Raw genomic sequence first — 22,011 nt, 5'->3', positions numbered from 1 at the left:
CAATTGCCAGGGCTTGATGTCTTTCCTTTTATGATAGCGCTGCCTTATTTAGACATTGATACACCTTTCCCCCCTGTATCTGAAGCACTTGACGATCCAAACGGCCTATTAGCCTTTGGCGCAGATCTTAGCGCCCAGCGTCTTTTTTCGGCCTATTCTAGCGGTATATTCCCTTGGTTTAGCGATGATGAACCCTTGCTGTGGTGGTCACCTAACCCACGCTCTATTATCGAATTAGATGATTTTGTGTGTTCAAAAAGTTTACGCAAGCTAGCTCGACAAAAGCGCTACAAGGTCACTCTTAATAATACATTCGATTCGGTAATTAATGCCTGTGCCAATATTCCTCGTAAGAACCCGAATTCACAAGCCCCCAGTCAAGACACCTGGATAACCGATGACATGCAAAAAGCCTATAGCTATTTGCATCAGCTTGGTTTAGCACATTCTGTTGAAGTGTGGGACGGTGAAGAGCTGGTAGGAGGTTTATACGGCGTAGGTATAGGGAAAGTGTATTGCGGTGAGTCTATGTTTCACAAACAAAGCAATACCTCTAAATTGGCGATGCTAGCGTTGGTTGAGCACATGAAACGTAATAAGATGGCATTCATTGATTGTCAGTTGCCGACGGACCATCTTAGCTCGTTAGGTGCGAAAACAATTTTCCGTAACGAATTTATTGAAAAACTACAGAGTAGCAACCACACTCTAACCGATGAAGGCTCTTTGACTGATGAATACAAGCATCAGTGGCACCCGCAGGTTATCACACCGTGAGATTTGGAATTACGCAATCTTTTGATTGTAGCTATTTGCCCAATCAACAAGAACAATTACTGGTTTATGCTGAATCAGATAACCAGCTTGCGTGGCGTTACGGTCAACTTATTCAAGTAGGGTTTAGACGCAGTGGCGAGCAAATCTACCGCCCACACTGCCCAGACTGTCATGCCTGTGAATCGGTAAGAATACCTGTAGTTACGTTTCGTCCTTCGAAAAGTCAAAAACGCATTCTTAATCGCAATCAGCATTTTGTGGTAACCAGCGCCAAGAGCGCCAATCATTTATATTACCCGTTGTACGAGAAGTACATTTGCGCCCGTCACACCGATGGCAGCATGTACCCGCCTTCAAGCGAACAGTTTGAAAACTTTATTTTGTGCGAATGGAAACGCCCACAGTTTATTGAAGCCTACGATGGCGATACGTTAATTGCGGTGGCAGTAACAGACACCATCGATAATGGTGAAGAGCATCAAGCCTTATCGGCACTTTATACTTTTTACGATCCTGATTACCATTCATCGTCTCTTGGGACGTGGATGATCATGATGCAAATCGAACAGGCAAAGCAACAAGAACGAGATTTCGTCTACTTGGGATATTACGTAGAAGAATGTCAAAAAATGTCTTATAAGCACAAATTTTACCCTTATGAGCAATTTTCTGGCAACAAATGGCACCGTTTTGATAAAAAACCTGCTTAATCGCTTTACACGCAAGGCAAGATTGGTTAATGTCTGCGCGGCAAAAAATTTGAATTACTGAGGTAACTGCTTTACATGGCAAAAGAAGATTGTATTGAAATGGAAGGTACGGTTCAAGACACCCTACCTAATACTATGTTCCGTGTTGAACTAGAGAATGGTCACGTAGTGACAGCACACATTTCTGGTAAGATGCGTAAAAACTATATCCGAATTCTTACTGGCGATAAGGTCACTGTTGAGATGACTCCTTATGACCTAACAAAAGGTCGTATCATTTATCGCGCCAGATAATGAGCCATTAAGCGGTCAACGCATTCCAAAAAAAAGCCCAATGTAAATCATTGGGCTTTTTTGTATGTGTCTAATTAATACCTGCGATAGTATTTAGCGATGTCCTTACACCTGTTGTTAATGCATGTTGTTAACGCCTAGTTTAGCGTTTAGTACTTAGCATTTGGTATTGAGCATTAGATGCTTGGCGTTGGAAATTGGGCACTTTGCGTCAACATGTAATGAAACGACTTATTAAACGCAAATTTAACGACTTTCGCCTTCAACGTTAAACGCTCGAGAGTTTCATTATAAAAGACACAAAAAAAATGCCGCACCCTTTCAGGTGCAGCATTTTTAAATCGATATTAAACGTTTAGTAAAATAAGTTCACTAGGTGTTAACTAGACTCGGTTTCTTCCTTAACCGCATCAACGCCTGAATATTCAAACTCCAACTTATCGTCGTTCAAATCTACTTTAACGTCGCCGCCTTTGGTTAACTCACCAAACAGCAATTCGTTCGCTAGCTCTTTCTTAATCTCTTCTTTGATTAAGCGAGACATAGGGCGTGCACCCATGGACTTGTCGTAGCCCTTCTCAGCTAAATAAGCTCTAGCTGCAGGGGTAACCTCTAAAGATACACCTTTCACGTCCAGCTGCGCCTGAAGCTCAATAATGAACTTATCGACAACCTGCAAGATAACCTCAGCATCCAGGTGATTAAACCAGATAATGCCATCTAGACGGTTTCTGAATTCAGGGGTAAACACCTTATTGATTTCAGATAGCGCGTCGTGGCTATGATCTTGCTGTTTAAAGCCAATAGACTTGCGCACCGTTTCCTGCACGCCCGCATTGGTTGTCATTACCAATACGACATTTCTGAAGTCTACTTTACGGCCATTGTTGTCGGTAAGCGTACCGTGATCCATTACCTGCAACAGAATGTTGTAGATATCACTGTGCGCTTTCTCGATTTCATCTAGCAGTACCACAGAGTATGGGTTTTTAATTACAGCATCGGTTAACAATCCACCTTGCTCAAAACCCACGTAACCAGGAGGTGCACCAATCAAACGGCTAACCGCGTGGCGCTCCATGTACTCAGACATATCGAAACGAACCAACTCAACGCCCATTATTTTAGCAAGCTGCTGCGTAACTTCAGTTTTACCCACACCGGTAGGCCCTGCAAACAAGAAACTACCAATTGGCTTTTCTTCTGCACCTAAACCAGAACGCGATAGCAAAATAGCGTCGTTAAGCGTCTCTATGGCCTTGTCTTGACCAAACACCATCATTTTAAGGTTACGGCCAAGGTTCTTAAGGACTTCTTTGTCTGACGCTGATACAGACTTTTCAGGAATTCGAGCCATTTTTGCAATAATTTGCTCAATGTCACCTACCCCAATCGTTTTCTTACGCTTCGATTGTGGCAACAAGCGCTGGCTTGCCCCGGCTTCATCCATTACGTCAATCGCCTTATCGGGCAAGTGACGTTCGTTAATGTACTTAGCCGATAGCTCGGCTGCCGCCTGAATAGCTTTTTGCGTGTAGCGTACGTTGTGATGATCTTCATATCGGCTTTTAAGGCCAAGTAGAATTTTGGTGGTATCACTAACGCTTGGCTCAGTCACATCCACTTTTTGGAAACGACGAGCCAAGGCTCTGTCTTTTTCAAAAATACCTTGGTATTCCTGATAAGTTGTTGAGCCAATACAACGAAGTTCACCGCTTGAAAGCTTAGGCTTCAGCAAGTTAGATGCATCCATAACACCGCCAGACGCTGCACCAGCACCAATGATGGTATGAATTTCATCAATAAACAAAATAGCGTCTTCGTCTTTCGACAATTCTTTCAATATCGCTTTTAAGCGTTTCTCGAAATCACCACGGTATTTAGTACCGGCTAGCAGGCCACCTAAATCTAGCGAGTAAACAGTACTGTTACTGATAACCTCAGGCACGTCTTCGTTGACAATGCGATAAGCCAACCCTTCAGCAATAGCGGTTTTACCTACGCCAGCTTCACCCACTAATAGCGGATTATTCTTCCTGCGACGACACAAAATCTGAATGGTGCGCTCTACTTCTTTATCGCGCCCAATCAATGGGTCTACCTTGCCTTCTTTGGCATGGCGATTTAAGTCGGTAGCGTATTTGCTTAATGCCGATCCGCTTTCTTCACCGCCCTCACCCTCTTCACCCGTTTCTGAGTTAAGTGGCGCATCATCTTCAGCTTTGCTTACACCGTGGCTAATAAAGTTAACGATATCTAAGCGAGTTACATCAGACTTTTTGAGGATAAATACAGCTTGAGACTCTTGCTCACTGAAAATAGCCACAAGTACATTGGCACCAGTAACTTCTTCTTTACCAGATGATTGCACATGGAAGACTGCACGTTGGAGCACGCGCTGAAAACCTAAGGTAGGCTGGGTTTCTCGTTCGTTCATTTGCTCGTCAAGAATCAACGGGGTAGTGTCTTTAACGAAAGAGATCAGCTCACTTTTAATTGCTTCAATATCCGCACCACAGGCATGCAGTGCTTCACGGGCTGCCGAGTTATCAAGTAGCGCCAGCAATAAATGCTCGACCGTCATAAACTCATGACGGTGTTCTCTGGCAAATACAAACGCATCATTCAACGTTTGTTCTAATTCTTTATTTAACATATCGCTCGCCCTCTACAAATTGACTTACGCCTGTTCCATAGTACACATAAGCGGATGACTGTGCTTACGTGCATACTGATTCACCTGCATCACCTTGGTTTCTGCTATCTCAGCAGTAAAAATGCCACAAACCGCCTTACCTTGGTAGTGTACTGTTAGCATTATTTGATGCGCTTTCTCAGCATCCATATTAAAAAATTGTATGAGCACTTCAATTACAAAATCCATTGGCGTGTAATCGTCGTTGTTCAACAACACTTTATACATTGGCGGCGGCTGCGTTTTTTGGCGCTGCGCGTCTTTGAGTTTTTCCCTTTCGATGCTAATGGCGTTGTCTCTACTCATAATTAATAATAGTGCTTTGTTGGCAGATGTCTCACTAACTTTAGGATAAAATTAATTTACATTTGCTCTTGACATAATATGGTTAAAAAATCTACATTTTAGAGGTGACGTTGTTGTTTTCAAAACACGTCACACTGCCTTCAATTATATTGTGGGGGCATAATCGTGTTAGTTCAAGGATTAAGAGGAAGTCGAAGTATGGCGATTGGCAAAGTTAAATGGTTTAACAACGCGAAAGGATTTGGTTTTATTGTACCTGAAGATGGTGGCGAAGATATTTTCGCACACTACTCAACTATCCAAATGGAAGGATATCGCTCACTTAAAGCTGGTCAGGAAGTCACATATGACGTGCAACAGGGCCCTAAAGGCCTACACGCCGAAAACATAGGCTTTAAAGAAGAACCAGAGCGTTAAGTAACACCAAAAAAATTCTACAGAAGCCTGTTGTTGCCACCTAAGGCAGCAGTGGGTTTTTTCTTAGGGAGTCGACAATCGTTCACTCTCATAGGAATGTATGGCCTACTCTTTTTATTAAATTTTATTTATTTCCTCTCAACACTTCTTTTAATTATTACTTATTTTTAAATAATCTGAGTTTAATTCAGATAATTTACCTTTTTGCTTATCCATATTTTTAGATTAAATTGCGCTAACCAGTAAAAAACTAAAATTAATAAGCATAAAGCTGAGTAAATATTCTGGAAATTTTCACCAGTAGTTTTTTTGAATTTTAATAAAGATAAAAAAAAAGCGCCCCTGACTATTTGGTCAGGAGCGCTTTTAAAAATTAGCTTACTAAAAAATCAGTAGCCTATTTAGTTTTATTAAGCGTTAAGAATCGCTTTCAACGTTTCACTAGGTGACATAGTCGCTTCTAGTTTCGCTGAATCAGGGTAATAGTAACCACCGATATCTTGAGGCTTACCTTGAGATTCATCAATCTCAGTAATGATAGTATCGATTTTAGCCGATAATTCGTCATATACCGCTTTAAACTGGGCCGCTAAATCAGCGTCTTCAGTTTGATTAGCCACTTCTTCTGCCCAGTACAAACCAAGATAAACGTGGCTACCACGGTTATCTAATTGGCCAGCTTTACGCATTGGTGACTTACCATTGTTAAGCAATGTTTCCGTCGCTTTGTCTAACGCAGTAGCGATAATTTTCGCTTTCTTGTTGTCGTGCTTAATTGCCACGTCTTCAAGTGAAACCGCTAGCGCTAAGAACTCACCCAGTGAATCCCAACGAAGGTGACCTTCTTCAACAAACTGTTGAACGTGCTTAGGTGCACTACCACCAGCGCCAGTTTCATACAAACCGCCGCCTGCCATTAGAGGCACAATTGAAAGCATTTTAGCACTGGTGCCAAGCTCAAGAATTGGGAACAAGTCAGTGAGGTAATCACGTAAAACGTTACCGGTTACTGAAATAGTGTCTAGGCCGCGAATTGCACGTTCCATGCTGAAACGGATAGCGCGTACAGGTGCCATGATTGAAATATCTAAACCTGACGTATCGTGGTCTTTTAAGTAAGTCTCTACTTTAGTGATTAGCTGTGCATCGTGAGCACGCTCATCATCTAACCAAAATACTGCTGGCATACCAGATTGGCGTGCACGAGTAACCGCTAGCTTAACCCAGTCTTGAATAGGTGCGTCTTTCACCTGACACATACGCCAGATATCGCCTTCTTCAACAGCATGTTCCATCAGCACGTTACCGTCTTGATCAACAACTTGTACTGTACCGTCAGCTTCCATTTCAAACGTTTTATCGTGTGAACCGTATTCTTCCGCTTTCTGCGCCATCAAACCAACGTTAGGCACTGTACCCATTGTTGTTGGATCGAATGCACCATGTGTTTTACAGAAGTTAATGACTTCTTGGTAAATAGTGGCATAAGTACTTTCAGGAATAACCGCTTTAGTATCGTGCGACTTTCCATCCGGTCCCCACATTTGACCAGAGTTACGGATCATTGCAGGCATAGAAGCATCTACAATTACATCACTTGGTACATGTAGGTTAGAAATACCTTTGTCTGAGTTCACCATTGCGATAGGTGGACGGTCGGCATAACAAGCATTGATGTCTTTTTGAATTTCAGAACGCTGAGATTCAGGAAGACTAGCAATTTTATCGTAAACGCTACCAAGACCGTTGTTAGCGTTAACGCCTAACTCTTCAAAAAGGTCGCCCCATTTTTCAAACAAGTCTTTGTAGAATACTTTAACGCAGTGACCAAATACGATGGGGTGAGACACCTTCATCATTGTCGCTTTAACGTGTAACGAGAATAAAACGCCGGTGTTTTTCGCATCTTCAATTTGTTCTTCGAAGAATTCACACAGTGCTTTCTTGCTCATGTACATTGCATCGATAACTTCACCAGCCAGCAAATTCACCTTAGGCTTAAGGGTTTTCTTGCTACCGTCACTACCGGTAAATTCAATGCTTACATGGCCTTCTTTTTCTACGGTTACTGATTTTTCACCTGAGTAGAAGTCGCCGCCGCGCATGTGCGCTACGTGAGTGCGAGATGCTTGTGACCACTCGCCCATTGAATGCGGGTGCTTACGGGCAAAGTTCTTAACCGCAGTAGGAGCACGGCGATCTGAGTTACCTTCACGTAATACAGGGTTTACTGCACTACCTAGTACCTTGCCGTAACGCTCACGAATCTCTTGGTCTTCGTCAGTTTTAGGCGAATCTGGGAAAGCAGGTACGTTAAAACCTTTTTCGTTTAATTCAGCGATAGTGGCGCGTAACTGAGGAATAGACGCACTTACATTTGGTAGCTTAATGATGTTAGCTTCAGGGTCTTGCGTCATCTCACCAAGTTCAGATAACGTATCAGTTACACGTTGCTCTTCAGAAAGAAACTCGGGGAAAGTAGCCAAAACACGGGCTGCAAGAGAGATATCACTTAGCTCTACTTCAACATCGGCAGCACTAGCAAACTTCTTAATAATAGGAAGCAACGAGTACGTCGCCAGCATTGGCGCTTCATCTGTTTTAGTATAGATGATCTTAGACTTGGTCATTATGTACCTCAATGTTGTCGGTAGCGTACTACCGTTTTAGTCCATTAGTCGCACTAACACAAAGCATGTGAAAAGCCTTCGGTCACTACGATACGTAATTGATGTTTTATGTTCTGTTGCACATAACAGCAGAACCACTTGTTGTTTTCGTCCTCGTGCTGAGATTAGCGCAACCTTCATGCACTCAACACGAATGGGCAGTCTGTTATTTTTTTAACTGCGAACATTAGTATAAGGTCGAAACTTTTAGTTACAAGTCATACCATTGTCTTAACCGACGACTTGCCTGAATTTCGCCGAATTTCCCGCACATTTTTATGCCCTTTATTGTTTTAGCTATGTCTTACTTGGGCAGTTTTTCGCACATTGTGGTAGGCTTTTGCGATAGAAGGCATCCTAAGAATAAGAGTAATTATTCACACCATGGCAAACGAAAGCAAAATCGTACTTTTCAACAAACCTTTTCAAGTACTGTCTCAATTTACTGATGCAGACGGCCGAGAAACCCTTAAAGATTATATCGATGTACCTGGGGTATATGCTGCCGGTCGACTAGACAGAGATTCCGAAGGGTTATTGGTGCTGACTAACGACGGAAAGCTACAACATAAACTGGCACACCCCGAGGCCAAAACCAGTAAAACCTATTGGGTGCAAGTGGAAGGCATTCCTAACGAGGCAGCGCTAGACGCCTTGCGTAACGGGGTTGAGCTTAAAGACGGCATGACCAAACCAGCCAAAGTTGTGGCTATAGAACCTCCTGAACTATGGGACAGAAACCCGCCAGTTCGTTTCCGCCAAGCTATCCCTACTAGCTGGTTGTCTATCACAATCAGTGAAGGCAGGAACCGCCAAGTCAGGCGTATGACCGCCCACATTGGTTTTCCTACATTGCGTTTGGTGCGCTATCGCGTGGGCAACTGGACCATTGATGGTATCGATAATGGTAAGTACGTGTGTTTCTAACAGTAGCAGTAACACAATGCTAATTTTACCAAACGCTAACTAGTGTATGGCTCATTTTATAGACCGCTATAACGATGAACCTTAATGACTATTGCGTTCATTATTAGTTATAGCTTTTTGGTTTATTGAATATTGAAACTTCACGCTTGAAATACACTTTTAAACGACCAATTTGCTCATCCCGACAATAAAATTTGTCGAGAAAGCAAAACGATTGAACACAATCGCTTTATTATGTGAATTGGTGGGCTTTATCTGGTAAAATCCGCCACCCTGAAATCAACCTAAATGAGTGTTATCTACGTTGTGACTGATATTGAATCAAACGCGAGCAAAAAAGTAATCGTCGGAATGTCCGGCGGCGTCGACTCTTCCGTTTCTGCCTACTTGTTATTACAGCAAGGTTATCAGGTGGAAGGCCTGTTCATGAAGAACTGGGAAGAAGATGATAATGATGAATATTGCTTAGCCGCCGAAGATTTAAAAGATGCACAAGCCGTAGCTGACAAATTAGGTATTGAGCTTCACACCATCAACTTTGCCGCTGAATACTGGGATAACGTATTTGAGTATTTCCTAGAAGAATATAAAGCAGGCAGAACCCCCAACCCCGATATTATGTGCAACAAGGAAATTAAGTTTAAAGCTTTCCTTGAATTTGCTGCTGAAGATTTAGGGGCAGACTATATTGCTACCGGTCATTACGTGCGCCGTCGTCATCAAGATGGCAAGTGGCAGCTATTGCGTGGGTTGGATGAAAACAAAGATCAAAGTTACTTCCTCTATACCCTAGGTGAAGAACACGTGGCGAAAACCTTGTTCCCAGTGGGCGATATTGAAAAGCCCCTAGTGCGTAAAATTGCTGAAGAACAAGGGCTAATCACGCACGATAAAAAAGATTCCACCGGTATCTGTTTTATTGGTGAGCGTAAATTCAAAGACTTTTTAGGCCGCTACTTACCTGCCCAACCCGGTATTATTGAAACCGCGGAAGGGGAAGAAATTGGTAAACACGAAGGCTTGATGTATCACACCTTAGGTCAACGTAAAGGGCTACACATTGGTGGCCACGCGAAATACGGCGAAGAACCTTGGTACGTGGTAGATAAAGACGTAGCCCGCAATGTATTAATTGTAGGCCAAGGTGCCGACCACCCTCGCCTATACTCTAAAGGCTTGGTGGCAAAACAACTGCATTGGGTAGACCGCACTGCTATTACAGAGCCTATGCGCGCTGTGGTTAAAACTCGCTATCGTCAAACTGATATTCCCTGCGCAATCGCGCCAATCAATGATGATATGATTGAAGTCATTTTTGACGAACCGCAAAAAGCGGTTACACCTGGTCAATCTGCCGTTTTCTACCTAGATGAAGTGTGTTTAGGCGGCGGAATTATTGAGAGCTATATTCGTTAATGTTAGATACCGACGTAGAAAATAATTTAGCCTTGGCTGGTGTTTGCCAGTCGGCGGCACTTGTGCAAAGCCTTGCAAGAAAAGGCACGGCAAACGACGAAGCGGTAGAAGCGAGTCTTTCCAGTATATTGGTTACCGACCCTGAAAACCCGCAGCAAGTGTTCGGCAAGTTAAGCAACCTTGAGGTTGGGTATAAAACCTTATTCGCACAATTGTCAGATAAACAACAGAGCAAAGACACCGAGCTGACCCGTTATATTGCCAGCATTCTTGGTCTTGAAAGAAAACTCGCGCGTAAACCTGCCGCCATGAAAGAGCTGGCAGAGCGCATTTCTCACGTGCAGCGACAATTAGCGCATGTAGACTTTCAAAACCCACAAATTGTGTCGTCTTTGGCCAGTATATACAGCGATATTATTAGTCCATTAGCACCGCGCATTCAAATAGCGGGTAATCCGGATCATCTTGGCCAACCGGCTACGCAACACAAAGTTCGCGCTATATTACTTGCAGGCGTGCGCGCCGCGGTAATGTGGCGTCAAATGGGTGGTAAACGTCGGAACATTTTGTTTCGCAGAAAACAAATTTTAAATAGCGCTGTAAAGGCGCTCAGGCTGATAAACTAGTTAAGGAGCTGAAGGTGGAACTGAGTCAGTTAACTGCAATTTCCCCTGTCGATGGTCGATATGCTGGAAAAAGCGTAGAATTACGTAGTATTTTTTCAGAGTACGGCTTACTGAAATACCGTGTTGAAGTGGAAGTACGTTGGCTGCAAATGCTATCGGCGAACACCAAAATTGAAGAAGTTCCTGCGTTTTCTGATACCTCAAACGCATTATTAGATGCTATTGTGGCTAACTTTAGTGTTGATGATGCCATGCGCATTAAAGACATTGAGCGCACCACCAACCACGATGTTAAAGCGGTTGAATACTTCCTAAAAGAGCAAGTGGCTAGCAACAGCGAATTATCTGCTGTAAACGAGTTTATTCACTTTGCATGTACGTCTGAAGATATTAACAACCTTTCTCACGGCCTTATGCTTACCGAAGCCCGTGACACTGTGTTGCTGCCTTACTGCGACAAGCTTATCGATGCCCTTATTGCACTTGCCAAGGAATACCAACATATTCCAATGATGGCACGTACACACGGCCAACCTGCCTCTCCTTCTACCATGGGTAAGGAAATGGCTAACGTGGCAATGCGTTTGAAGCGTCAACGCGCGCAAATTGCCAAGGTTGAAATTTTAGGCAAAATTAATGGTGCTGTAGGTAACTACAATGCCCACTTATCTGCTTACGCTGATGTAGATTGGCACAGTGAGTCTGAAAAGTTTGTCACATCACTAGGCTTATCGTGGAACCCATACACCACGCAAATTGAACCGCATGATTATATTGCTGAGTTGTTCGATGCAGTAGCCCGCTTTAATACCATTCTTATCGATTTCGATCGTGATGTGTGGGGTTACATTGCCCTTGGCCACTTTAAGCAAAAAACCATTGCCGGTGAAATTGGTTCTTCAACCATGCCGCATAAAGTTAACCCTATCGATTTTGAAAACTCGGAAGGTAACTTAGGCCTAGCCAACGCTATCTTCAATCACTTAGCCGCTAAGCTTCCTATTTCCCGCTGGCAACGTGATTTAACCGACTCTACCGTACTTCGTAATTTAGGTGTGGGTGTAGGTTATGCGGTTATCGCTTATCAAGCGACCCTTAAAGGTATTAGCAAGTTGGAAGTTAACGAGCAAAGCTTGTTGAATGAACTTGATAACAACTGGGAATTACTTGCAGAGCCAATTCAAACGGTAATGCGTCGTTACGGTATTGAAAAGCCTTACGAGAAATTGAAAGAGTTAACCCGTGGTAAAAAGGTTAACGCTGAAATCGTGGCTGAATTTATCGATAACTTAGACATGCCAGAAGCAGCAAAAGCTGACCTTAAAGCATTAACACCAGCGAGCTACATTGGTGATGCAATCAGGCTGGTAGATCAGTTATAAAGGCATCGCCTTTTCCATACACTTAAAAACGCGGCTAGTCCGCGTTTTTTTATGGTTGGAATTTAGGCATGCTTACACACAAAACATTTCATTCAAAAGCGGTAATACTTCACACAACCGCGCGCTTTTTTGCTCTGTGCTTATTGTTACAAGCACCGCTATTAATGGCCTATGCTGAACATAGCGCGAATCACATAGCTCTGTGGTGGAATCTGACCTTTCATATTCTATGTGCGTTCACCGTTCTATATCTTTGTAACCAAGGCCAGCCCACCCATGCTCGTACACTGCTGTTTACCAGTTATTACAGCTATATAGTGCTAGCAACTTTTCTGTGGCGTGGTGACGTGTACATTCAGCACTTTTTATTAATTGGCTGCTTATGCTGCGTGGGGCTATTTAGCCAGCATGAACAACGTCCACGACTTTATTGGGGATTGCTTTTCGCCCTAACATTCTGTGTTATTGATGGTCTATTTAGCTATTCGCTGCACGGTTGGCAAGGCGCTATTCGTCGCAGCAACAGTATTACCCTAACCCTAGCCAGCGTGGGACTTATACTGACCTTGCATGCCCATAGCCGGCGCCACCTCCATCACCTTGCAGTGAACTACCGTCATACGCGGCAATTATTGATAAAAGCAACACCTGCCGCCAAGCTGACAAGCGCGTTTACTCGCCCCTTGAGCCATGTTTCGAATACTCCTATGGGTGGGTTTTCAAGTAGTGCATCAACATGCTTTTCGACCGGGCTAATGCGGCAAAGCTTTACCTCGGCCTGTGTGTTATTCGCAGATATAAAAGGCTATCAAACATTGGCTCCCTTGTTTGGGGAACAAAAGGTGATAGAAGCACTGGATGCCTTTTACAGCCAAATTGATGTGCTTGCCGCTGCGCATAATATGTATCCAGTGAAAACAAATGGCGATGAATACATGGCGGTTAGCGAACTGTGTACGTTCTCTCCTTTAAGTGCTTCATGCACTCCAAATGGCGAACAAAAAGGCGAGCAAAAAAGCATACATCACATAAATAACGGCGTGCTGTTTGCGCTTGCCGTTACCGCCACCTTTAAAATCTTTGCGTTAAAAGAAGGTTGGCCGTGCCAAATTCGTATCGGCGTTGCAGCAGGCCCAGTTACTGCTGGCATGCCTAGAAGACAGCACGGCATTTTCGATGTATGGGGTAATACGGTTAATTTGGCGTCTATGCTAGAACAACATTGCAACGGGAATACCGTTACTGTTTGCGATAGCACATTTCCTCATTTAGCCGCTGAAACCCAAGCTAAGTTCTGCCCTATTTTAATTAATAGCAAAATTGGTGAATTGTCTGCCTTCGAACACCAGCTTACGGATACACACTACGCTAGTAACCATTTATAGAATAAACGATAATGCCCCTATAGATGCGTGGAGATCACTTAATGAAAGAATTCGATATAGAACATTTTCTATCTCATTATTGGCAACAAAAGCCTGTTGTATTACGTGGCTTTTTTCAAGATTTTGAAGATCCTATCGATGAGCACGACTTGGCAGGCTTAGCCCAAGAAGAAGAAATAGATAGCCGACTACTAAGCTTTGAAAATACCAGTGGCAACACCGCTGATGGCACAGGCGAATGGAAAGTACATCAAGGGCCAATTCATGATTTTGAAGCCGTTTGTGAAGGGGCATGGACCCTACTTGTTCAAAGTGTAGACAGGTACGTACATGACGTAGCAGACATTCTTGAACCCTTCCGCTTTCTTCCAAACTGGCGTTTAGATGACCTAATGGTAAGTTTTGCCACTAAAAATGCAGGTGTTGGGGCGCATATCGACCAATACGATGTGTTTTTGGTACAAGGTAAAGGTCAGCGTCGTTGGCGAGTGGGTAAGCCAGGAGAGTACAAAGAAGTATTCCCTCACCCTAAACTTCGTCAAATTGAAGGCTTCGACCCTATTATTGATGAAGTACTAAACCCAGGTGACGTACTGTATATTCCGCCGGGTTGGCCACACGATGGCAAAGCGTTGGAAGACTGCTTAACCTACTCTGTGGGCTTTCGTGCCCCTGAAACCGCACAACTCGCCGATAGCCTATCGTTAATGTTAGAAACCAGCGATATTAACGAGCGATTTACCGATGCAGGTAGAAAGTTGTCAATACCTTCGGCAGTGGTTGAACTTAGCGATATCGCGGCGTTGAAAAAGCAGCTCATCACAGCTATTAATTCCGATGACTTCACCCATGCATTGCTTGAATCGCTAAGTGAACAAGGCCTTCCAGAGTATCCACCGGAACATTTATATACTGATAGCCAAATTACCGCAGGCTTTGAAGAAGGTGTGGAGTTTGCAGCCGCCCCAGGAGTACGTGCGCTCATTGCAAAAGATACTGAAAACACGTCATCTTCTCATCATGGCCGCTTCTTTTACGTTAACGGTGAACGTTTCAGTTATAACAAAGAAGATGAGCAATGGGTTCAGCTTTTAGTGAACAACGACGTACTTTTTGCGGATATCCTGCCTGATCTCCCCTCTTTTGCGTTTTTAGCAACATTAACTACACTTATAAACAAAGGGTACTGGGAATGGATAGAAGCATAAAGCAACCATATGGCTTATACGATAGAGAACGTCGATTGGGCTAGGGATAAGCATCGACTTAAAGCAATTAGGGAAGATGTATTCGTTTTGGAATGGCGAGTACCCCAAGACAGTGAATTTGATGAGCGCGATGCCAGCGCTTTTCATGTATTGCTTTTGGAAGACGGTGAAGAAGTTAACCAACCCATTGCAACGGGACGGTTAACTCAGTGTGGAGAAATTGGCAGAGTTGCAGTGAAACGCGGTTACCGAAATATGTCTATTTATCGCGCGCTGTTTGCGGCTTTAATAGAAGTTGCCAATCGCCATAATGTCACTATTTTAAAAGTAAGCTGCAGCCTTGATAGTGTGTCTTACCATCAAGGCTTAGGCTTTAAGCCCGAGGGGCAAGTATTCATGGACGGTGGCGTAGCACGTCAGCGCATGCAATGCCCTGCTGAGCGTTTTCCATTCCCCGATGTTTCACAAATGCATTAGCTAATACATTAGCCATTGCATCATTAAAGGTTAGTTTAAACGCCTTGCCATAGTTCATCTTGGTTTTGTATGGCGTGCAAACCTTCTGCTCTACTCTCTAATAATTCTGCATACTCCAACGATGATGCATCCGCACTGTCTGACTCACGTAAATTTGCCGCCTTTAACTGCCACGCCATTGCGAAATGCTTAATTGCATCGCGAGCAGTAGCCGCCGTAGACTCAGCAATGTAGTCCGTAGGTAAATCGCCACTCATTACCCAATACATCGCATTGTTGGTGTCTTTTATCTTCCATACTGCCAAGTAAGGCACTAAATAGCGGCTTTCATTGGTTACGACTGATTCAAAAAGCACACCATTTTCGGCTAGGTGTTTATTTGCTTTTTGAAATTGCTCACGCACCCATTCACTGCGTTGCTGGTCGGTCATTTCGTTTTGTGGTGTATTGTCTGTCATAGTATTCTCTAATCTATTTCGTTTTATTTTTAGTTTTTACGTAATTGGCTAATGTTGGGTTTAGGCTACTGCGATGATGAAACACAGGCCAACAAACCTTGTAAAGGATGCTTCGGCTTAAATTGCTCTATACGAGCTACCTGACTTCGACAAGAATAGCCTGTGGCAAGAATAGCATCTGCGGGATAGCGTTTGACCGCTTGCTCCCAACTTAACCCATAAATGGCTAACGACTTTTCTTTTTGATCGGCTTCATGACCATAAGTTCCGGCCATGCCGCAACAACCTACGGCAACAATATCAACCGGCTGATTCACTTTAGCAAACAAACCCTGCCATTGCTTTTCAGATGCGGGCAACGCCGTTTTTTCTGTACAGTGACTTAGCAGCGCTAATGGCTGTTTTAAAGGCTCTTTTGAAGAATGTGCTAAAGGCTGTTTTGAAGACTGCGCTGAAGGCTCTGCCGCATTTGCCTTTTCGCTTGTCGCTTGCCATACATCACTGGGTACCGTTTCAAGCCATTCATGCACTGCTAACACATGAAAATCCCCGCGGGCTTTATCTAAGGTTTTGGTGTACTCATCACGATAAACCAATACCAAAGAAGCATCTACACCCACCATAGGAATGTTTAATTGCGCCACTTCATTTAAAAAGGCAGCGGTATTTTTTGCGGTTTTTGCAAATTTGGCTAAAAAGCCTTTTACGTGTTCAGGCTTACCGTTCGGTTTAAACGGCAACATTACCGGTGTAAAGCCAAGGGCATTTACTAAGGCAACAAAATCTTCAACCACACTCGCATCATAGTAACTGGTGAAAGGGTCTTGCACTATCAACACTGTCTTTTGCTTTTCTTCAGCACTTAGCTTCGCTAACTCATCATGGTTATAACTCGCCACTTTTCCTTTTACCCTGTTTGCCAACGTTGGCTCAGATAAAATAGGCGTATCTACATAACCAATGGTTTTCTCAATACCATCTTGCATCCATTTTCGTTTCAAAAACAGATTAACCATAGGCGAGAACTTGGCCATAATCGGCGCCATGCGTTCAATGTTGCCCACAAGGTGGTCTTTCATTGGGCGCATGTAGCGCTGGTAATAAATAGATAAAAACTTCGACCTAAAATCAGGCACGTCTACTTTCACCGGGCATTGGCTTGAGCACGACTTACAGGCTAAACAACCATTCATGGCGTCTAACACTTCGTGAGAAAAATCGTCTTGTTTGTTGCGGCTGTTGCTAAAGCGTTGCCACCAGGATGTGTCGAATTGATCGGCACTCAAGGTTTTCGTATCTACCCCATCTTTAGCAAGCAAGCGTATCCACTCACGAATAAGGCCAGCACGGCCTTTCGGGCTATGACGTCTATCGCGAGTTACCTTACTTGAAGGGCACATGGGTGACGTGGTGTCGTAGTTAAAGCACAAGCCATTACCATTACATTCCATGGCTGGCGCAAAGGCGGCTTTAAAGGTAACCGGAATAGTTCTATCGAATGTTGCCCGTTTGGTATCGCTAACTTTAACCAAGCTTTCAGTGCTATCTAACGGCGTACACACCTTGCCTGGGTTCATTTTATTAAGGGGGTCGAACGCGCTTTTTATTCTGCGTAGTTCAGTAAATAACATGTCGCCGAAAAACGCAGGGCCGTATTCGCTGCGGTAACCTTTACCGTGCTCGCCCCACATTAAGCCGCCATACTTAGCAACTAGCGCTACCACTTCATCTGATATTTGATGCATCAACTTTTCTTGTTCAACATCACACAAATCAAGGGCTGGGCGCACGTGTAACACACCTGCATCTACGTGCCCGAACATACCGTATTTTAAACCATGGCTGTCTAACAGAGCTCTAAATTCCATGATGAAATCGGCCAAGTTTTCAGGCGGTACTGCGGTATCTTCAGCAAAGGCGATAGGCTTTTGCACACCCTTGGTTTTACCCAACAGGCCCACCGACTTTTTACGCATGGCATATATTTTACCAATATCCGCTTTATCAAACGTAACCTGATAACCAATTACCCCACCCTCACCTGTTTCAGCAGCGGCGGTAAGCCTAGCTTCTAGCTCGGCTATACGAGTGCGAATTTCTTCTTCATCGTTGCTGTTGTACTCCACCATGTTTAAGCCCAACATTTCCTTATGCGGAACGTCGGTAATTAAATCGGCGATGGAGTGCCAGATAATGTCGGTTTTGGCCAAATTAAGTACTTTTGAGTCTACCGTTTCAACAGACGTGGCATTCGCTTTTACCATTTCAGGGGCATGACGAAGCGCCGATTCAAAGGTATCGTACTTAATATTAACGAGAGCTTTGTGTTTCGCGATAGGCGTAAGTGAAAGCTTCGCTTCGGCCACCATTGCAAGCGAGCCTTCAGCGCCGGTAATTAAGCGGCTTACATCTATAAGCTGCTCGGTATCGTTATAAGCGTGTTCTAAATCGTAACCGGTTAAAAAGCGGTTTAAACGGGGGAATTTTTCAATAATAGCATCGCGTTTGTCTACACAGGTAGCTAGCACCTGGCGCAGAATACCGGCATAGGCGCTGTTATCTGCGTTTGTATCAGCTATTTCTTTTGCTTCTTGCACACTAATTGGCGTGGTGTTTAATACTTCACCGTTAGCCAGCACCGAGGTTAAGCCTAATACGTGGTCGCTGGTTTTACCATAAACCAACGAGCCCTGCCCAGAAGCATCGGTACTAATCATTCCACCTACGGTAGCGCGATTGCTGGTAGAAAGATCAGGCGAGAAGAAAAAGCCATGTGGACGAAGTGCGTCATTCAGAGCATCTTTCACTACACCAGATTGAACTTTCACCCATTGCTCTTCAACGTTGATTTCCAGAATTTGATTCATGTAGCGCGACATATCAACCACAATGCCGTCGGTTAAGCTTTGGCCGTTTGTGCCTGTGCCGCCACCACGAGCCGAGAACTTCACTAGCGGGTGGTCGTTAACCAGCTTGCCCAATACTTGTAAATCGGCAACGCTTTTAGGAAATACCACAGCTTGAGGGAGTTTTTGGTATACCGAATTATCGGTGGCCACAGCAAGACGGCTGGCATAGCTGTACTCAACATCGCCGGTAAAAGCGGTACTAGCAAGCTGTTCTAGGTATGTCTGATAATGTGTTAAAAGACTCTGCTGGGGCACCACACGTGGCAAACTCAAAGTGCTCAATTGCTGTAAAACCTCTGGAAATGCGATTGTGAGCTAGTATAACCACAGCGCTTGCGAGTCTCTAGACAATTACACATATTTCATGTGGTTTTAATGACTAATTTTGCACTTTATATAACAGGAAGTGTTTTAAAGACGGGTATTCTTATCCAATTAGAATATCTTAGAAAATCACAAGTTAGCCATTCAACCATAAATATTGCACAATGCCCGCTCTTCTATTCTCGATAAAAGGAAAGCAGTTTATGTCTTTTACAGTAAACAGTTATTTTGATGACAAGGTTCGTTCAATTGCATTTGAGTCGGCAAATGGCCCATGCACTTCAGGCGTAATGGCGCCAGGTGAATACACCTTCAACACCAGTCAGCACGAAGTAATGAAAGTAATGGAAGGCGAAATGACCGTTAAGCTTCCTGGCTCAAGCGACTGGCAGTCTTTCAAAACGGGCACAGAATTTACCATAGACGCTAACTTGTCTTTCGATGTAAAAATTGAAACGCCTACAGCTTACCTTTGCTTTTATAGCTAGTATTGCTTTATGGCTTAAGTTTCTAACTAACAATAGTTTATCGCTTAGGCTTGCCTAACGCTGCGCTTGTATTTTTGTGCTAGTGCCAGCGTTGGGTAGATTCGATACTCGTACCTTGAGTGTTGCCTTACCCTTTGTACCCTCTTTCGCTTTGGTAATTTTCTATAAACGATTCCATATCTATCACTGAACTCTGCCACCATCCCGTAGAATAATTAAGTCTACCTCCGGTCAGACAATAATTTTTTTGTTGGCGTACTTTTTAGCCCTATTAGTGCTATGTCGCTTTTACTTCGCTTCCCCGCTTTGTTTTTAAATTCATTTCGTACTTTTAAGCTAGGTTCAACTTATTATAAAAAGAAGCAAATGAGCGAAATGCACCATTACCCCCTAATACACCATTTTAGTACTTTTAACCCATGAGCAAAAAACACCATTCTGATTAATTGTTTTATTTTGGGAAGTTAGCGGGTAATCTGACAATATGGATAAAATTAAAAAACCCATAACAGTGTGTTTAGACAGACCGGATTGGGGTCTAGTTAGCTGTTAGCTTTTTCAAACTTAGGAGTACGTAATGGGAAATGTTGTTGAGGTCATGGATGATGAGTCATCCAACAACATAGTTAGACATGAAGACGTTCAATTGGATTTATACTTAAAAATACATGATAAGGTTAACGCTAGAAGCGAAGAAATTTCTAAATCATACAATGACAATATTTTAGTCTGCTTTGAAGATATTAAAGAATTACATTTCAAAAACCTACAATCGATACGGTCTTTAAATCCAGCCAAAGACAATTTAGGGGTTCAGATTGCGGTTTCTCATCACGAAGGTGAGTCTGAAAAATTTAATTCATTTGAGGAGTTTGAGAAACACAATATAACAAGCCCTAATCCAACTGCCAATATAATACTGCTTTATACATTTACTCTTTATAACACTGAAACAGAAGAATTTGAAAATTATAAAATCATCAATCAAGTACGTTCACGAATTGGAGAATTACAGCAAATTGAAAAAGAAGCTCCTCCATTTATATCGTCGGCATTAATTTCAAGTATGGTTACAACTACTGCAAGAATCACGGTTCATTATTGTGATTATGTTAAAGCTAGGCATTTCACAGCTATGTTTGATGAATGGATTAAAGGTTGTGATGAGTCTAAAAGCTTAAAAATGATTGCTCCATTGCAGCGTATATCTCATTTAGTTCGCAAATTTGGTACGTTAACCATTTATGGATTACTCGCTTTATTTACCGCTTCGGCAATTGACACGCAGCAAATAAGTTCAGATTTAACTCTTAAGTTCTTAGTTATATACGCTTCAACTTTTGTGATAATAGGTAATCTTGCAGATACATTGTTGAGTAAAGTTGAATCAGCTATCGATAGTTATTTAGCCATGTCTTACCTGAAATTGAACAAAGGTGATGCAAAATTAGTTACAGAGTTCTCTCAAAGAAATAAAAAGTCTTTAATTTGGAGTGGGTTAGGGGTAACTGGAACCCTTTTGATAGGTTTGTTTACCAATTATGTCTATGACTTGATCAAGTGGGTGATATAAAAAGCTAACAAGAAAATAAACAAGGACTAAAAACAGTGGGCTGTTCGCTCCGCTCCATTTTAGTCCACAATTTTTAGCCTGTTATTTAAGCGTTAGGTGTTCAAAAGGCCGGTTTAAAGAATGAGTTTCAAAATTAATAGAATTAGCAATAATAGTCTTGGGACGCATTACGGCATTTTTCAAAATGATGAGTTAATCCATCACGAATTTAGTCGCGCAACTGCAGAAAAGGTACTGGGAAAGCTACAGTTTGGAAAATCACTTGAAGAGGTGCTTAAATCTGAGCCTTTACCTAAACCCGAACGAGTTATTGCTCGACTTGTAAAACCTCAAGTTTCATTGGTTAAACAACATAAACCTCTTTTCACTACATCGGTAACTACTGAGAAAAAGTTCGAGTACAATCCGGTGTTATACCGCAAAATTGCGAACTTAAAGGTAAATGAAATCGTTCAGGTGACAAATCGAAAGGGACACCAATCAACAATACATATTACTAATATAGTAAAGTTGAGTTGGCACCAACTTCAATTATTAGTCTCCGGAGGTAGTTCTAAGTTCGAGAAACAGTATTTACTTTACAAGCAGTACAATACAAAGCATCAAGCAAATAGCGTTTTAAAGGGGATGAGTTTAAGTCAAATCGAAAGTTCAGAAATTCAAGAGTACATAAATATCTTTAAGGCAAATGGGTTTTCAAAACACACACAAGTAAATGATTACATAACTAACAATAGCTTGTGGGGACACTTTCCGACAATTCGCTCACTTAACGATCATGGTGACTACAAAGAAATCGAAGGAATCGAGCCTAAATATTTTGAAGTTGTTTGCTGTATTTTAAATATATCGGGTAAAGGTGGCAGAAACTTAGATAACTTCAAGAAGTACTAATTTAGACCACACCTAACAGGGGTTTTCAAATCGGACAAAAAACAGTTGGCTTTTGTTCACTTCGTTCACTATTTTA

Annotated in this window: 18 protein-coding genes and 1 pseudogene; 14 read left to right on the top strand and 5 right to left on the bottom strand. The window is 42.8% G+C overall.

What is annotated here, in order from left to right; translation table 11 throughout:
- The first annotated feature begins 30 nt into the window (after positions 1 to 30).
- The 3 genes from aat (at position 31) to infA (ending at position 1,781) form a co-directional block, all read left to right on the top strand.
- Positions 31 to 777: a leucyl/phenylalanyl-tRNA--protein transferase gene (gene aat / locus J8L84_RS11165; protein WP_211070888.1), complete on the top strand. Its 747-nt coding sequence runs from the start codon at positions 31 to 33 to the stop codon at positions 775 to 777.
- Positions 774 to 1,487 carry an arginyltransferase gene (locus tag J8L84_RS11160; RefSeq protein ID WP_211070763.1) on the top strand — a complete coding sequence of 238 codons (714 nt, stop codon included), beginning with the start codon at positions 774 to 776 and terminating at the stop codon, positions 1,485 to 1,487. Before aat ends, J8L84_RS11160 begins: the two co-directional genes overlap by 4 nt.
- A gap of 75 nt (positions 1,488 to 1,562) precedes the next feature.
- The gene (gene infA / locus J8L84_RS11155) at positions 1,563 to 1,781 is read left to right on the top strand and encodes a translation initiation factor IF-1 (protein WP_013784390.1); all 219 of its coding nucleotides are present in this window, start codon (positions 1,563 to 1,565) and stop codon (positions 1,779 to 1,781) included.
- A 379-nt stretch (positions 1,782 to 2,160) separates the two neighbouring features.
- Here the strand turns inward: infA and clpA are convergent, their stop codons facing one another.
- A complete protein-coding gene (gene clpA, locus J8L84_RS11150) occupies positions 2,161 to 4,437 on the bottom strand; it encodes an ATP-dependent Clp protease ATP-binding subunit ClpA (protein ID WP_211070762.1) in 2,277 nt (758 codons plus the stop codon).
- 24 nt (positions 4,438 to 4,461) lie between these two features.
- The gene (gene clpS / locus J8L84_RS11145) at positions 4,462 to 4,782 is read right to left on the bottom strand and encodes an ATP-dependent Clp protease adapter ClpS (protein ID WP_057792270.1); all 321 of its coding nucleotides are present in this window, start codon (positions 4,780 to 4,782) and stop codon (positions 4,462 to 4,464) included.
- A 198-nt stretch (positions 4,783 to 4,980) separates the two neighbouring features.
- Between clpS and cspD the strand changes: the two genes are divergently transcribed.
- A complete protein-coding gene (cspD, locus tag J8L84_RS11140) occupies positions 4,981 to 5,199 on the top strand; it encodes a cold shock domain-containing protein CspD (protein ID WP_013784394.1) in 219 nt (72 codons plus the stop codon).
- A 410-nt stretch (positions 5,200 to 5,609) separates the two neighbouring features.
- On the opposite strand, the gene J8L84_RS11135 is transcribed toward cspD, so the two are convergent.
- Positions 5,610 to 7,829 (bottom strand): NADP-dependent isocitrate dehydrogenase, encoded by a 2,220-nt coding sequence (locus J8L84_RS11135; protein ID WP_211070761.1) that lies wholly within the window; start codon positions 7,827 to 7,829, stop codon positions 5,610 to 5,612.
- A 423-nt stretch (positions 7,830 to 8,252) separates the two neighbouring features.
- Between J8L84_RS11135 and J8L84_RS11130 the strand changes: the two genes are divergently transcribed.
- The 7 genes and pseudogenes from J8L84_RS11130 (at position 8,253) to J8L84_RS11100 (ending at position 15,289) form a co-directional block, all read left to right on the top strand.
- Positions 8,253 to 8,795, top strand: coding sequence for an rRNA large subunit pseudouridine synthase E (locus tag J8L84_RS11130; RefSeq protein WP_211070760.1), 543 nt, complete (start codon positions 8,253 to 8,255; stop codon positions 8,793 to 8,795).
- A gap of 288 nt (positions 8,796 to 9,083) precedes the next feature.
- Positions 9,084 to 10,208: pseudogene (mnmA, locus tag J8L84_RS11125) on the top strand (tRNA 2-thiouridine(34) synthase MnmA); the annotation flags it as partial.
- 2 nt (positions 10,209 to 10,210) lie between these two features.
- Positions 10,211 to 10,837 carry a high frequency lysogenization protein HflD gene (hflD, locus tag J8L84_RS11120; RefSeq protein ID WP_013784398.1) on the top strand — a complete coding sequence of 209 codons (627 nt, stop codon included), beginning with the start codon at positions 10,211 to 10,213 and terminating at the stop codon, positions 10,835 to 10,837.
- A gap of 14 nt (positions 10,838 to 10,851) precedes the next feature.
- Positions 10,852 to 12,219, top strand: a complete 1,368-nt coding sequence (gene purB / locus J8L84_RS11115; RefSeq protein WP_013784399.1) for an adenylosuccinate lyase — start codon at positions 10,852 to 10,854, stop codon at positions 12,217 to 12,219.
- Positions 12,220 to 12,287: 68 nt separating this feature from the next.
- Positions 12,288 to 13,604, top strand: coding sequence for an adenylate/guanylate cyclase domain-containing protein (locus tag J8L84_RS11110; protein ID WP_211070759.1), 1,317 nt, complete (start codon positions 12,288 to 12,290; stop codon positions 13,602 to 13,604).
- A gap of 41 nt (positions 13,605 to 13,645) precedes the next feature.
- Positions 13,646 to 14,812 (top strand): cupin domain-containing protein, encoded by a 1,167-nt coding sequence (locus tag J8L84_RS11105; RefSeq protein ID WP_211070758.1) that lies wholly within the window; start codon positions 13,646 to 13,648, stop codon positions 14,810 to 14,812.
- Positions 14,813 to 14,821: 9 nt separating this feature from the next.
- Entirely contained in the window at positions 14,822 to 15,289 is a 468-nt protein-coding gene (locus tag J8L84_RS11100) for a GNAT family N-acetyltransferase (RefSeq protein ID WP_211070757.1), read from the top strand.
- Between the two features lie 35 nt (positions 15,290 to 15,324).
- Here the strand turns inward: J8L84_RS11100 and J8L84_RS11095 are convergent, their stop codons facing one another.
- Entirely contained in the window at positions 15,325 to 15,747 is a 423-nt protein-coding gene (locus tag J8L84_RS11095; protein ID WP_211070756.1) for a DUF4826 family protein, read from the bottom strand.
- A 65-nt stretch (positions 15,748 to 15,812) separates the two neighbouring features.
- Positions 15,813 to 18,929, bottom strand: coding sequence for an FAD-binding and (Fe-S)-binding domain-containing protein (locus J8L84_RS11090; protein ID WP_211070755.1), 3,117 nt, complete (start codon positions 18,927 to 18,929; stop codon positions 15,813 to 15,815).
- Between the two features lie 254 nt (positions 18,930 to 19,183).
- On the opposite strand from J8L84_RS11090, the gene J8L84_RS11085 reads away from it, so the two are divergent.
- The 3 genes from J8L84_RS11085 to J8L84_RS11075 all read left to right on the top strand — a co-directional run bounded on the left by J8L84_RS11085 (position 19,184) and on the right by J8L84_RS11075 (position 21,935).
- On the top strand, positions 19,184 to 19,468 hold the full coding sequence (locus tag J8L84_RS11085; protein WP_126872209.1) for a pyrimidine/purine nucleoside phosphorylase: 285 nt from the start codon (positions 19,184 to 19,186) through the stop codon (positions 19,466 to 19,468).
- 577 nt (positions 19,469 to 20,045) lie between these two features.
- Entirely contained in the window at positions 20,046 to 21,041 is a 996-nt protein-coding gene (locus J8L84_RS11080; protein WP_211070754.1) for a hypothetical protein, read from the top strand.
- Positions 21,042 to 21,161: 120 nt separating this feature from the next.
- Positions 21,162 to 21,935 (top strand): hypothetical protein, encoded by a 774-nt coding sequence (locus J8L84_RS11075; protein ID WP_211070753.1) that lies wholly within the window; start codon positions 21,162 to 21,164, stop codon positions 21,933 to 21,935.
- The last annotated feature ends 76 nt before the right edge of the window (positions 21,936 to 22,011 follow it).

This window comes from Alteromonas sp. MMG017, assembly GCF_018100795.1.
In the GTDB taxonomy this organism is placed as follows: Bacteria; Pseudomonadota; Gammaproteobacteria; order Enterobacterales; family Alteromonadaceae; genus Alteromonas.
This window is presented reverse-complemented; position numbering and strand designations above follow the sequence as displayed.

Excerpts from the sequence above, each read along its gene's own strand:
- aat (WP_211070888.1), top strand. The coding sequence starts at position 31 with ATGATAGCGCTGCCTTATTTAGACATTGATACACCTTTCCCCCCTGTA.
- infA (WP_013784390.1), top strand. The coding sequence starts at position 1,563 with ATGGCAAAAGAAGATTGTATTGAAATGGAAGGTACGGTTCAAGACACC.
- clpA (WP_211070762.1), bottom strand. The coding sequence starts at position 4,437 with ATGTTAAATAAAGAATTAGAACAAACGTTGAATGATGCGTTTGTATTT.
- clpS (WP_057792270.1), bottom strand. The coding sequence starts at position 4,782 with ATGAGTAGAGACAACGCCATTAGCATCGAAAGGGAAAAACTCAAAGAC.
- cspD (WP_013784394.1), top strand. The coding sequence starts at position 4,981 with ATGGCGATTGGCAAAGTTAAATGGTTTAACAACGCGAAAGGATTTGGT.
- J8L84_RS11135 (WP_211070761.1), bottom strand. The coding sequence starts at position 7,829 with ATGACCAAGTCTAAGATCATCTATACTAAAACAGATGAAGCGCCAATG.
- J8L84_RS11130 (WP_211070760.1), top strand. The coding sequence starts at position 8,253 with ATGGCAAACGAAAGCAAAATCGTACTTTTCAACAAACCTTTTCAAGTA.
- hflD (WP_013784398.1), top strand. The coding sequence starts at position 10,211 with ATGTTAGATACCGACGTAGAAAATAATTTAGCCTTGGCTGGTGTTTGC.
- J8L84_RS11110 (WP_211070759.1), top strand. The coding sequence starts at position 12,288 with ATGCTTACACACAAAACATTTCATTCAAAAGCGGTAATACTTCACACA.
- J8L84_RS11105 (WP_211070758.1), top strand. The coding sequence starts at position 13,646 with ATGAAAGAATTCGATATAGAACATTTTCTATCTCATTATTGGCAACAA.
- J8L84_RS11100 (WP_211070757.1), top strand. The coding sequence starts at position 14,822 with ATGGCTTATACGATAGAGAACGTCGATTGGGCTAGGGATAAGCATCGA.
- J8L84_RS11095 (WP_211070756.1), bottom strand. The coding sequence starts at position 15,747 with ATGACAGACAATACACCACAAAACGAAATGACCGACCAGCAACGCAGT.
- J8L84_RS11085 (WP_126872209.1), top strand. The coding sequence starts at position 19,184 with ATGTCTTTTACAGTAAACAGTTATTTTGATGACAAGGTTCGTTCAATT.
- J8L84_RS11080 (WP_211070754.1), top strand. The coding sequence starts at position 20,046 with ATGGGAAATGTTGTTGAGGTCATGGATGATGAGTCATCCAACAACATA.
- J8L84_RS11075 (WP_211070753.1), top strand. The coding sequence starts at position 21,162 with ATGAGTTTCAAAATTAATAGAATTAGCAATAATAGTCTTGGGACGCAT.